The organism is Duganella sp. BJB476, from assembly GCF_003416895.1.
In the GTDB taxonomy this organism is placed as follows: Bacteria; Pseudomonadota; Gammaproteobacteria; order Burkholderiales; family Burkholderiaceae_D; genus Rugamonas.
The window spans coordinates 709599-722708 of sequence record NZ_QVIO01000004.1 but is presented as its reverse complement, the minus strand read 5'-3'; the positions used below and the strand labels follow the sequence as shown (position 1 = coordinate 722708).

General features: G+C 70.2%; 10 protein-coding genes. All 10 read left to right on the top strand.

From position 1 onward, the window contains the following. The coding region (locus tag D0T21_RS19795) for a bacterial transcriptional activator domain-containing protein (RefSeq protein WP_307720726.1) at window positions 1–1276 on the top strand (1276 nt) is incomplete at its 5' end. 34 nt (window positions 1277–1310) lie between these two features. Continuing rightward, entirely contained in the window at window positions 1311–2045 is a 735-nt protein-coding gene (locus D0T21_RS19790) for a Crp/Fnr family transcriptional regulator (RefSeq protein WP_229211556.1), read from the top strand. 166 nt (window positions 2046–2211) lie between these two features. After that, a complete protein-coding gene (locus D0T21_RS19785; RefSeq protein ID WP_116991485.1) occupies window positions 2212–3012 on the top strand; it encodes an ABC transporter permease in 801 nt (266 codons plus the stop codon). Then, window positions 3012–4235: an ABC transporter ATP-binding protein gene (locus D0T21_RS19780; protein ID WP_116991486.1), complete on the top strand. Its 1224-nt coding sequence runs from the start codon at window positions 3012–3014 to the stop codon at window positions 4233–4235. Before D0T21_RS19785 ends, D0T21_RS19780 begins: the two co-directional genes overlap by 1 nt. Next, a complete protein-coding gene (locus D0T21_RS19775; protein WP_116991487.1) occupies window positions 4232–5752 on the top strand; it encodes an FkbM family methyltransferase in 1521 nt (506 codons plus the stop codon). The genes D0T21_RS19780 and D0T21_RS19775 overlap by 4 nt, the downstream gene beginning before the upstream one ends. A gap of 2 nt (window positions 5753–5754) precedes the next feature. After that, entirely contained in the window at window positions 5755–10062 is a 4308-nt protein-coding gene (locus D0T21_RS19770) for a glycosyltransferase (protein ID WP_116991488.1), read from the top strand. Next, complete coding sequence (locus D0T21_RS19765) at window positions 10059–11051, top strand: glycosyltransferase family 2 protein (RefSeq protein WP_116991489.1); 993 nt, start codon at window positions 10059–10061, stop codon at window positions 11049–11051. The genes D0T21_RS19770 and D0T21_RS19765 overlap by 4 nt, the downstream gene beginning before the upstream one ends. Further along, a complete protein-coding gene (locus D0T21_RS19760; protein ID WP_116991490.1) occupies window positions 11044–11421 on the top strand; it encodes a GtrA family protein in 378 nt (125 codons plus the stop codon). Before D0T21_RS19765 ends, D0T21_RS19760 begins: the two co-directional genes overlap by 8 nt. Beyond that, on the top strand, window positions 11418–12326 hold the full coding sequence (locus tag D0T21_RS19755) for a GNAT family N-acetyltransferase (RefSeq protein ID WP_116991491.1): 909 nt from the start codon (window positions 11418–11420) through the stop codon (window positions 12324–12326). The genes D0T21_RS19760 and D0T21_RS19755 overlap by 4 nt, the downstream gene beginning before the upstream one ends. Next, window positions 12316–13092 carry a PIG-L deacetylase family protein gene (locus D0T21_RS19750; RefSeq protein ID WP_116991492.1) on the top strand — a complete coding sequence of 259 codons (777 nt, stop codon included), beginning with the start codon at window positions 12316–12318 and terminating at the stop codon, window positions 13090–13092. The genes D0T21_RS19755 and D0T21_RS19750 overlap by 11 nt, the downstream gene beginning before the upstream one ends. Window positions 13093–13110 lie beyond the last annotated feature (18 nt).

Here is a 13110-nt window from a genome sequence, read left to right as displayed (position 1 = left end):
CCACCGACCACCCCGCCCAGCCCGCCCACGCGGCGGCCGCCGAGGCCCGTCTTTGAAGTCCATCGCGCGCGCGCTGCTGGCGGTCGCCGCACTGGTGCTGAGCCCGCTCGCGCCGGCGCAGACCGAGGACGGCGAAAACCAGCAGCTGTACCGCCAGGCGCTGCAGTCGATCGCCGAGGGCCGCAACACCGACGCCAGCGAAACGCTGCGCCGCGTGATCGAGGGCGAGCCGCTGCACGCCGGCGCCTGGCTGGACCTGGCGCTGATCCAGTGCGCGCTCGGCCACGAGGACGAGGCCGAACGCATGTTCGAGATCATCCGCAGCCGCTTCAACCCCTCGCCCGGCATCGTGCAGCTGATCACCGAGGCGCGCAGCGCCGGTTGCGCGCACTGGCGCCCGCACGCGCAGACCGCCTTCAGCGTCGGCCGCGGCATCGACCAGAACGTCAACCAGGGCGCTAGCAGCGGCGGCTACAGCGTCACCGGGGTGCCGGTCGAGGTGCCGCTGACCGAGGATTTCCATCCCAAGCACGACCAGTACACGGTGCTCACGGCCGACTACGTCAGCGACATCACCTCCAACGGCACCACCGGCTATGCGCAGTTCCAGTCGCGCCGCTACGACCGCCTGGGGCTGTACAACTCGTCGTCGCTGTTTGCCGGCGTCGACACGCCGTGGCGCTTCGGCCGCTGGACCTTGCACGGCTCGGCCAGCCTGGGCCTGATCACGCTGGGCCACCAGCTGTACCAGCGCCAGAGCCAGGTGCAGGCGCGCATCGGCCCGCCGCTGCCGCTGCCGGGCAGCATGCAGTTCAGCCTGACGACCAGCCTGACCCATGTCACCTACCTGACGCTGAGCAATTTCGATTCCAACACCGCCGAGCTGCGCGGCCAGTTCAACTACCGGCTCGACGACGACAGCGCCAGCGCCAGCCTGGCGCGGCTGAGCGACCGCGGCGGCAGCGCCCGCCCCGGCGGCAACCGCGAGGGCTGGCTGCTCAACGCGCAATGGCGGCGCCGCCTGTTCGGCGAGACCAGCGGCGAGCTCGGCTACACGCACCAGACCTGGAAAAGCAGCTCGGCCTATTCGCCCGGCTTCCTCGACCAGGTGCGCGACCAGACCACGCAGGTGCTGCGCGCCTCGATCAATTATCCGTTGAGCAACACCCAGTCGCTGCAGCTGGAGGCGCGCCAGGTGCGCAACAAGGAGAATATTTCCATATTCCAATACAACGACCGGCAATTGCAGCTCAGCTGGCAGTGGCAGGGACTGTGAAGCCGGCGTCCGCCGAACACGTTACAATCGCACCATGACGTCCACACCCGCCCCTGCCCCCCTGTCGCCGCCGGCCGTACCGCCCGCGGAAGAACGCCAGATCCAGATCCATCTGCGCAAGATTCCGCTGCTGTCCGAGCTGTCGGACGAGGAAGTGCTGGCCATCAAGCCGGAAATGCGCATCCGCCAGTACGCCAAGCGCGAAGTGGTGCTGCACAAGGGCGGCAGCGGCGACGGCCTGCTGTTCCTGCTGTCGGGCTCGCTCCAGGTGATCGACGTCACCGAGGACGGCCGCGCGATCGGCCTGCGCATGCTGGTGCCGGGCGACTTCTTCGGCGAGATCGCGCTGATCAACAGCTCCACCCGCTCGGCCTCGGTGGTGGCGATGACCGACGTGCTGGTGGCCTTCCTGCCGGCGCCGGTGGCGATGAACCTGTTCTCGCACTCGCCGTCGGTGGCGCGCCAGATGCTGCGCCACCTGGCGCAAAAGATCCAGCGCGACTCGGAATTCCGCGCCCTGCTCAGCATCAACAACACGGCCAAGCGCATCTACGCCTACATCGTGCTGATGCAGAAGAAAAACCCGGACGGCACCGTGGTGGAAAACCTGCCGACCCACCAGGACATCGCCAACATGATCAACACCAGCCGCGAGACCGTCACCCGCGCGCTGCTGACCCTGGTCCAGCAGGGCATCGTCCAGAAGGAGCCGCACCGCCTGCTCATCAAGGATCCGGACGCGCTGCAAAAGCTGGTGCAGGGCGACTGAGCGGCCGTGCGCGGCGGTCGCTGCGCAGTGTGACAAGCTGTAACATGTTACTTGCATAACAAGACGTGCGGTATAATCCCCGTCTCGTAATTTCCGCCCCGCGTGCCTGTCCCATGATGCCTCTCCGCCCTTCCTCCCCTCGTTCACCGCAGCGCGCACGGGCCGCATGATGTCGATCGCCATGCTACGCGGGCTGTGGCGTTACCGCGGCTTCGTGCTCGGCAGCGTCAAGCGCGAATTCCAGTCCAAATACCGCAACACCATGCTGGGCGCCGCCTGGACCGTGCTCAGCCCGCTGGCCATGATCCTGGTCTACACGCTGATCTTTTCCCAGGTGATGAAGAACCGCCTGCCCGGCAACGCCAGCGAATACGGCTACAGCATCTACCTGTGCGCCGGCGTGCTGGCCTGGGGCATGTTCGCCGAGATCACCTCGCGCGCGCAAAACATGTTCCTCGAACAAGCCAACCTGCTCAAGAAGATCAGCTTCCCGCGCATCTGCCTGCCGCTGATCGTGGTGCTCAACGGCCTGGTCAACTTCGGCATCATCTTCGGCCTGTTCACCGTGTTCCTGATCGCCTCCGGCCAGTTCCCCGGCGCCGTGTTCCTGGCGCTGCTGCCGGTGCTGCTGATCCAGGTCGCGCTGGCGATCGGGGTCGGCATGGTGCTCGGCGTGCTCAACGTCTTCTTCCGCGACGTCGGCCAGTTCTTCCAGATCTTCATCCAGTTCTGGTTCTGGTTCACGCCCATCGTCTACCCGGCCAGCATCCTGCCGCCCGAAGTGCGCGGCCTGCTGGTGTGGAACCCGATGGCGGCGGTGATCGAGGCCTACCAGACCATCCTGGTCAGCGGCCAGCCGCCGCAATGGCTGTCGCTGCTGCCGGCCGTCGGCGCGGCGCTGGCGACCTGCCTGCTGGGCCTGCAACTGTTCCGCAAGCGCGCGGGTGAAATGGTGGATGAACTCTGATGGGCGCAATTACTGTTAGCAATCTGGGCAAGGCCTACAAACTCTATCCCAACCGCTGGTCGCGCCTGGGCGAATGGATGCTGCCGTTCAACGGCCCGCGCCACAAGCTCAAGTGGATCCTGCAGGACGTCAGCTTCCAGGTGGCGCCGGGCGAGGCGGTCGGCCTGATCGGCATCAACGGCGCCGGCAAGAGCACCCTGCTCAAGCTGATCACCGGCACCACCCAGCCCAGCACCGGCAGCGTCCACATGCAGGGCAGCGTGGCCGCGCTGCTGGAGCTGGGCATGGGCTTCCATCCCGACTTCACCGGCCGCCAGAATGTCTACATGGCCGGCCAGCTGATCGGCCTGACGGTCGACGAGATCAGCGCGCTGATGCCCGACATCGAAGCCTTCGCCGAAATCGGCGACTACCTCGACCAGCCGGTGCGGGTGTACTCGAGCGGCATGCAGATGCGCGTGGCGTTCGCGGTGGCCACCGCGCGCCGCCCCGACATCCTGATCGTCGACGAGGCGCTGTCGGTGGGCGACACCTATTTCCAGCACAAGAGCTTCGAGCGGATCCGCCAGTACCGCCGCGCCGGCACCACGCTGCTGCTGGTGTCGCACGACAAGCAGGCGATCCAGTCGGTGTGCGACCGCGCCATCCTGCTCGACGGCGGCCGCCTGGCGCGCGAAGGCAAGCCGGAGGAAATCATGGACTACTACAACGCCATGATCGCCGAACGCGAGAACAGCACGCTGCGCCTCAACCAGCGCGACGACGGCAAGCTGCAGGTCACCTCCGGCACCGGCGAGGCCACCGTGGCCGAGATCGTGCTGCTGAACGACGCCGGCGAGGCGGTCGAAGTGGTCGACGTCGGCCAGGAAGTCACGCTGCGCATCACCGTGGCGGTGCACGAGGCCATCCCGCGCATGGTGCTCGGCTATATGATCAAGGACCGGCTCGGCCAGGCCATGTACGGCACCAACACCCACCTGAAGGAATTGCCGCTGGAAGACATGCAGGCCGGCCAGCGCGTCACCTACAGCTTCCGCTTCGCCGCCAACCTCGGCGCCGGCAGCTATTCGGTGGCCACCGCCATCGTCAGCACCGCCACCCACCTGGTCAACAACTACGAGTGGCGCGACCTGGCGCTGGTGTTTACCGTGGTGAACATGCAGCGTCCCCATTTTGAGGGTTCGGCCTGGCTGGACCCCGCCATCGAGATCACCCGCACATGAGCTTTATCTCCTACGCCCAGAATTTTGAAGACGTGCTGCTGTGGCGCGCGCTCAAGGACGTGCCGGCCGGCTGCTACATCGACGTCGGCGCCAACGATCCGGAACTGCACTCGGTCACCAAGGCCTTCTACGACCAGGGCTGGTCCGGCATCAACGTCGAGCCGATGCCGTCCTACGGCCCGGCCTTCCGCGAGCAGCGCCCGCGCGACATCAACCTGAACGTGGCGGCCGGCGCCGAGAGCGGCAGCATCACGCTGTTCGACGTGCCCGATGTCAACGGCTGGGCCTCGACCGACAGCAGCGTGGCCGCCGCCCACCGCGCCCACGGCCACCAGGTGGTCGAGCACACGGTGCCGCTGCTGACCCTGGCCGAGATCTGCCGCGAGCATGTGCGCGGCGAGGTGCACTTCCTCAAGATCGACGTCGAAGGCTTCGAGGGCGACGTGCTGCGCGGCATGGACTTCACGCTGTGCCGGCCGTGGATCGTGGTGGTCGAAGCCATCATGCCCAACAGCCGCGACAGCAACCACGGCGACTGGGAAGCGCTGGTCACCGGCCACCGCTACCAGTACGCCTGGTTCGACGGCCTGAACCGCTACTACGTCGCCGACGAACACGCCGAACTGGCCGAACGGCTGCACCTGCAGCCCAATGTGTTCGACGACTTCATCACCCACCACCTGGACAAGGCCTGGCGCCGCGGCAAGGAGCTCGACCAGCAGGTCGAAAGCACCTGGCAGCTGGCGCGCAGCGCCGACGCCCGCAGCAGCGCGCTGGAGCAGGACGTCACGCGCGCGGTGCAGCGCGGCGCCGAGCTGGAACAGGCGGTGGCGCGCGAGGCCGGCCATGCCGCGGCCCTGGAGCAGGACGTGGCCCGCGCGGCCCGCCACAGCGCCGCGCTGGAACAGGACGTCGCGCGCGCCGTGCAGCGCGGGCAGGAACTGGAACAGGCCGTCAACGACGCCGTGCGGAGCGGCGCCGAACGCGCCGAACAACTGAGCGGACAGATGCTGCAGATGCGCCAGCAACTGACGCAGCAGCTGCAACAGCGCCAGGACCAGGTGCTGCAGCTGCAGGCCGAGCTGCGCCAGTCCGAGAGCGCCGCGCGCCAGCTGGAAAACAATCTGCACCAGACCGCCGAATGGGGCACGCTGATGGAACAACGCCTGACGGCGGTGTACGCCAGCAGCTCGTGGCGCCTCACCGCGCCGCTGCGCGCGCTGGCCCGGCGCGGCGACAACAGCCTGCCCAAGCTGGCCGTGCGCGCCGCGCACAGCGGCGTGCGCCGCGGGGTGCGCTGGCTGAGCTCGCGCCCGGCGCTGCGCCGCGTGCTGATCCCGCTGATCAGCCGCTCACCCAAGCTGAGCAGCACCATCAGCCGCAGCCTGCAGGCCATCAAGCAGGGCGACCCGGCCGTCGGCGCCGCCGCCGTGCCGCACCTGCTGCGCGAACTGCCGCTGTCGGCGCGCAAGGTGCTCGACGACCTGCGCCGCGCACAACACTCTAACGACCACTGAACATGCGCCTTGTAATCGATCTCCAATCCTGCCAGAACGGCGCCGCCCGCGCGCCGGACGCGGTGCTCGCGCTGGCCCAGGCGCTGCTGCGCCAGGCCGCCACCCGCAGCACCCCGCACACCGTCCTGCTGGCGCTGGCCGCCGGCCAGAGCGAGCACATCGACCGCCTGCGGCTGGCCTTCGCCGGCCTGCCGCCGGCGCAACTGCTCAGCTATGAAGTCCCGGCCGGCCACGGCTGGAGCCACCACGCCGCCACCCTGGTGCGCGACGGCTTCCTCGCCAGCCTCAACCCGGACGCGGTGTTCGCGCCCGGCCTGTTCGACGTCGCGCTCAACGACACCGTGTTCGGCCCCGGCCCGGACGGCGTGGCCATGGTCTACACCGAAGCCGGCGCCGCCGCCGACAAGGCGCTGGCCGAGCGCCAGCAGGCGGCGCTGCGCGGCGCCGCGCTGGTGCGGCCGGCGATCGCCGCCGGGCTCGACGCCGAGGCCGAAGCCGCCGCGCTGTGGCTGGCGCTGGAACAGGCGCACGCGGCCCGGCTGGCGCAGCGCGCCGCCAGCGCCAACACCGCCGCCGCCCGTCCGCGGCTGGCCTACATCTCGCCGCTGCCGCCGGAAAAATCCGGCATCGCCGACTACAGCGTCGAGCTGATCGCCGAACTGGAACCGTACTACGACATCACGCTGGTGGTCGCGGCCGCCAGCGCCGGCGGCGTCGCCGCCACCGCGCTGGGCGCCCGCCTGCCGCTGCTCACGCCGGAACAGTTCGACCAGCAGGCGCCGCACTTCCAGCGCCTGCTCTACCACTTCGGCAATTCCAACGCCCACCAGTACATGTTCCCGCTGCTCGAGCGCCACCCCGGCATCGTCGTGCTGCACGACTTTTTCCTCAGCGGCGTGATCGACAACATGGAACGCGAGGGCGTGCAGCCGCTGGCCTATGTGCGCGCGCTGTACGCCTCGCACGGCCACAGCGGCCTGCTGGCGCACAAGGAGCTGGGCCACAACCCGTCGATCTGGGCCATGCCGAGCAACAAGGCGGTGCTGGACCAGGCCGCCGGCGTCATCGTCCATTCCGATTTCTCGCGCACGCTGGCCGAACAATGGTACGGCCCCGGCAGCGCCGACACCTGGCGCACGCTGCCGCTGCTGCGCGGCCTGCCGCCGCAGGCGGCCGGCCAGACCCCGGCCGAACTGCGCGCCGCCGCGCGCCGCCAGCTGGGCATCGCCGAACACGAGTTCCTGGTGTGCAGCTTCGGCATGCTGGGACCGACCAAGCTCAATCACCGCCTGCTGGACGCCTTCCTGGCCTCGCCGCTGGCGCGGCAGATCGACTGCCGGCTGCTGTTCGTCGGCGAAAATGAAGGCGGCCAGTACGGCGCCGAGCTGGCGCGCAGGATCACCGGCGCCGCCCACGACACGCCGGCCAGCATCGCCATCACCGGCTTCGTCAGCACCGACGATTACCAGCACTACCTGGCCGCCAGCGACGTCGCGGTGCAGCTGCGCACCCAGACCCGCGGCGAAACCTCGGCCTCGGTGCTGGACTGCCTGCTGCACGGCGTGCCGGCCATCATCAACGCCCACGGCGCCGCCGCCACCCTGCCGGACGCGGTGCTGGTCAAGCTGCCCGACCTGTTCGAGGACGCCCAGCTGAGCGCCGCGCTGGCCGAGCTGTACGCGCAGCCGCAGCGCCGCGCCCAGCTGGCCGAGGCCGGCCGCGCGCACGTGCGCCTGCACCACGCGCCGGCCGCCGTCGGCCGCCAGTACCATGGCGCCATCGAAGAGCTGGCGCGCGACAGCGCCGCCGGCCACTACCGCCAGCTGGTGGCCGCCGTCAGCGCCATCCGCCCGGCGCCGGACGACAGCCAGCTGATCGGCGCGGCCGCCTCCATCGCCGCCAACCAGCCGGGCGCCACGCCGCGCCAGATGCTGATCGATATCTCGGCGCTGGTGCAGGCCGACTACAAGACCGGCATCCAGCGCGTGGTGCGCAGCATCGTGCTGGCGCTGATCAAGGCGCCGCCGGCCGGCTACCGCGTCGAGCCGGTGTACAGCGAAGGCAGCAACCGCAGCTACCGCTACGCGCGCAGCTTCACCGCCGAGATGCTGGGCGTGCGCTCGCCGCAGCTGGAGGACGCGCCCATCGACAGCCGCGCCGGCGACCTGTTCCTCGGCCTCGACCTGGCCTCCAACATCACCTCGCAGAACCAGCCGCAGCTGCTGGCGATGCGCCGCCGCGGCGTCGCCGTGTGGTTCGTGGTGTACGACCTGCTGCCGGTGCTGCGTCCCGAATGCTTCACCTTCGCCGCCGACAAGTATTACGCCGACTACCTCGACACCATCACCTACGCGGCCGACGGCATCGTCGCCATTTCGCGCGCCGTCTCCGAGGAGCTGGCGGCGTGGGTGGCGACCCGCCCCAACCGGCGCCAGGCGCCGCTCAAGCTGAGCCACTTCCACCTGGGCGCCGACCTCGACGCCAGCGCCCCCAGCACCGGCCTGCCGGACAACGCCGGGCGCGTGCTGCAGGCGCTGCAGGAGGCGCCGACCTTGCTGATGGTCGGCACGCTGGAGCCGCGCAAGGGCCAGGCCCAGGCGCTGGCCGCCTGCGAGCTGCTGTGGGCGCAAGGGGTGGCGGTCAACCTGGTCATCGTCGGCAAGAACGGCTGGCTGGTCGAGGCCCTGGTCAGGCAGCTGGAGCAGCACCCGCAGCGCGAACAGCGCCTGTTCTGGCTGCCCGGCGTGTCGGACCAAATGCTGGAACAGCTGTACCAGCACAGCGCGGCGCTGCTGGCGGCCTCGGAAGGCGAAGGCTTCGGCCTGCCGCTGATCGAGGCGGCCCAGCACCGGCTGCCCATCATCGCGCGCGCCATCCCGGTGTTCCGCGAGGTGGCCGGCGAGCACGCCTACTACTTCGACGGCAAGTCGCCGCAGGACCTGGCGTCCGCCATCGAGGCCTGGCTGGCGCTGCACGCGGCCGGCCGCGCGCCGGCCTCGGCCGACATGCCGTGGCTGACCTGGCAGCAGAGCGCGCAGCAGTTGCAGCAGGCGCTGCTGTCCGACCAGCCCCACGCCAGCGTCGGCGGCGGCGGCGTCGCCCCGCAGCTGCTGGTCGACGTCTCGGCGGTGGCGCGCGAAGACTTGAAGACCGGCATCCAGCGCGTGGTGCGGGCCCAGCTGTCCGAGCTGATGGCGCTGCACAGCACGCGCTACCAGGTGCTGCCGGTCTACCTCAGCGACGAGGGCGGCCGCTGGCACTACCGCTACGCGCGCCGCTACCAGCACACGCTGACCGGCACCGACAGCTACGGCGTGATCGAGGACGAAGTGGTGGTGGCGGCCGGCGACGTGTTCTACAGCCCCGACTTCTTCCCCGGCGCCGTCACCGAGGCCGGCCGCATCGGCCTGTTCCAGCGCTGGCGCGACGCCGGCGTCAGCGTCAACTTCCTGATCCACGACCTGCTGCCGGTGCTGCGGCCGGAGTTCTTCCCGGCGCGGGTGGACGACGTGTTTGAAAAATGGCTGCACACCGTCAGCAACAACGCCGACCGCCTGCTGTGCATCAGCGGCGCGGTGGCCGACGAAACCCGCGCCTGGCTGCAGCAGCACGCGCCGCAGCGGCCGTTGCCGCAGTTCGCCGTGCTGCACCACGGCGCCGACATCGCCGCCTCGCTGCCGAGCACCGGCCTGGCCGACGACGCCGCCGCCGTGCTGGCCGACATCGCCGCGGCGCCGAGCTTCCTGATGGTCGGCACCATCGAGCCGCGCAAGGGCCACCTGCAGGCGCTCGACGCCTTCGAGCAGCTGTGGGCCGCCGGCGCGGACGTGCGGCTGGTGGTGGTCGGCGGCGAAGGCTGGAAGGGCTTGCCCGACGGCGGCCGCCGCACCATCCCGGCCATCATGGCGCGCCTGCGCGGCCACCCGGAACTGGGCCGTCGCCTGCACTGGCTGCAGGGCATCAGCGACGAATACCTGGAGCGGGTCTACCGCGACTGCGCCTGCCTGCTGTTCCCGAGCGAGGGCGAAGGCTTCGGCCTGCCGCTGATCGAGGCCGCGCGCCACGACCTGCCGCTGCTCACGCGCGACATTCCGGTGTTCCGCGAGATCGCCGGCGCCCACGCGCAATACTTCAGTGGCGACGACGGCGCCGCGCTGGCCGCCGCCGTGCGCGAGTGGCTGCGGCTGCACGCGGCCGGCCAGGTGCAGCCCTCGTCCGGCATGCCGTGGCAGACCTGGGCCGACAACGCCCGCAACCTGACCGCCATTTTGTTCCCCACCCCATCGACCCAGGAAGGCCCCAGCGTATGAGCGAGCTTGTCACCGCCGCCCCGGCGATCGCCGTCATCATCCCCAGCTACAAAGTCACGCGCCACATCCTCGGCGTGATCGCCGGCATCGGCCCCGAAGTGGGCCGCATCTACGTGGTCGACGACTGCTGCCCCGACCGTTCCGGCGAGCACGTCAAGGCGCACTGCCGCGACCCGCGCGTGGTGGTGCTGCAGCACGCCGAGAACCAGGGCGTCGGCGGCGCCGTCATGACCGGCTACCAGGCCGCGATCGCCGACGGCATGCAGATCCTGGTCAAGGTCGACGGCGACGGCCAGATGGATGCGCGCCTGATCCCGGCCTTCGTCGCGCCGATCGCCAACGGCGAGGCCGACTACACCAAGGGCAACCGCTTCTTCGACCTGGAACAGATCCGCCAGATGCCGGCCATGCGCCTGTTCGGCAACGCCGTGCTGTCGCTGATGACCAAGCTGTCGTCCGGCTACTGGGACTTGTTCGACCCCACCAACGGCTTCACCGCGATCCACGCCAACGCCGCGCGCCACATCCCGTTCGCCAAGGTCAGCCGCCGCTACTTCTTCGAGACCGACATGCTGTTCCGCCTCAACACCATCCACGCGGTGGTGGCCGACGTGCCGATGGACGCCAGCTACGGCGACGAGGTCAGCAACCTGAAGATCTCCAAGATCGTCACCGAATTCCTGCTCAAGCATGCGCGCAATTTCGGCAAGCGGCTGTTCTACAACTACTACCTGCGCAATATGTCGCTGGCGTCGATCGAGCTGCCGCTGGGGCTGGTGATGCTGGTGGGCGGCTCGGTGTACGGCATCAGCCACTGGATCGATTCGGCGCGCGCCGGCATCGCCACCCCGCCCGGCACCGTCATGCTGTCGGCGCTGCCGGTGCTGATGGGCATGCAGCTGATCCTGGCCTTCCTGGCCTACGACATCGCCGCCGTGCCGCGCCGTCCGGTGCACCTGCGCGCCGCGCTGAAGGCGCCGCATGCCTGAGCGCCTGTTCCTGCAGCGCCAGTTCCTGGTGTTCGTGGCCGGCGGCGTGCTGTCGGCGCTGGTCGACATCGGCCTGATGCAGCTGCTGCTGGGCGCCGGCGCCGCGCCGCTGGCGGCCGCCAGCGCCGGCTTCGTGGCCGGGCTGATGGTCAACTACGCGTTCCACGCGCGCGTCACCTTCGCGCGCCTGACGCAGCGCCACAGCCTGCCGCGCTACCTGTGCGTGGTGGCGCTCAACTACGGCATCACCTTGCTGCTGGTGTGGCTGGCGCAGACCTTGCTGGGCATGCCGCTGGCCGGCAAGCTGGCCTCGCTGCCGGTGGTGGCCGCCAACGGTTTCCTGCTGAGTAAATTCTGGGTATTCAAATGAGCACAGAGCACACGCCTTCCTCCTCCGCGCCGACGCCGGCGCTGACCTACGCCCCGGTGCGCGCCGACGCCGACGCGCTGCGGCACTACGGCGCGCTGTTTGCCGCCTGCTTCCCCGGCAGCGCCAAGTTCACGCCGGCCTACCTGCGCTGGCTGTACGTCGACAATCCGGACGGCCCGGTGGCCGGCTACGACGCCTGGGACGGCGAACGGCTGGCGGCGCACTATGTGTGCGTGCCCGGCCAGGCGCTGCTCGGCGGCCAGCCGGCGCGGGTGCTGCTCTCGCTCAACACCGCCACCCATCCGGACTACCAGGGCAAGGGCCTGTTCACCAGGCTGGCCGCGCTGACCTACGACAGCGCGCGCGAGCAAGGCTACGACGCGGTGTACGGCGTGGCCAACGCCAACAGCACGCCGGGCTTCATCCGCAAGCTCGGCTTCCAGCTGGTGCGGCCGCTGGAGGCGCGCGTCGGCCTCGGCGGGGTCGGCACCCGCGCCCACGGCCAGGGCGCGCCGGTCAGCTTCGAGCGGGTGCGCAGCGCCGCCGCGCTGGCCTGGCGCTGCGCCAATCCCGACAACCCGGTGCGCATGCGCCGCGCCGGCGCGCTGTGGCAATTCGACGCCGCCGCGCTGGGCCTGGCGCGCGCCTACGGCGAGCTGGCGCTGCCGGCCGACCCGGCATTGGCCGGCGTGGCCGGCGCCAGCGCGGCCGGCGGCTGGGCGCCGGCGCGGCTGTACCTGGGCCTGGTGCCGGACAGCGAACGCCGCTTCACCGGCTACCCGACCATCCCGGCGCGGCTGCGGCCGTCGCCGCTGAACCTGATCTACCGCTCGCTGTCGGGCCGCGTGGCGGCGCTCGACCCGGCGGCGATCCGCTTCAGCTTCCTGGATTTCGATGCCTACTGACGCCACCCCGGCCGCGCTGTTCCTGTTCGCCCACCAGGACGACGAGTACGGCGTGTTCCAGGTCATCGAGGACAGCCTGCGCCAGGGGCGCCGGGTGGCCTGCGCCTACCTGACCGCCGGCGCCCACGGCAGCGGCCCGCGCCGCAACGCCGAATCGCTGGCGGTGCTGGGCGCGATGGGCGTGGCGGCGCACGACATCGCGTTTGCCGGCGACCAGCTGGCGATCACCGACGGCCAGCTGCCGCAGCACCTGGACGCCGCCGGCGCCTGGCTGGCGCAATGGCTGGCCGGCTACCCGCAGGTCGAGCTGGTGTGCGTGACCGCCTGGGAAGGCGGCCACCACGACCACGACGCCCTGCATTTCCTGGCGGTGCAGCTGACCGCCGCGCTCGGCCTGGGCGGGCGGCTGCGCCAGTATGCGCTGTACAACGCCTGGCGGCGCCGCGCGCCGTGGTTCAACGTGCTGACGCCGCTGCCGGCCAACGGCGCGGTCGAGCGCACGCCCATCGCCTGGCGCGCGCGGCTGCGCCACCTGGCGCGGCTGGGGCGCTACCCGAGCCAGTGGAAAACCTGGCTGGGCCTGTTTCCTTTCGTGCTGTGGCACTATCTGCGCCACGGCTGCCAGCAGCTGCAGCCGGTCGATCCGGCGCGCCTGGCCGAGCGGCCGCACGCCGGCCCGCTGTACTACGAACACCGGCGCTTCTACACCTGGGACGCCCTGCAGCGCGACATGGCGGCCTGGCTGGCGCGCCGCGCCGCTTCCTGATCATTTTTAACGACGACA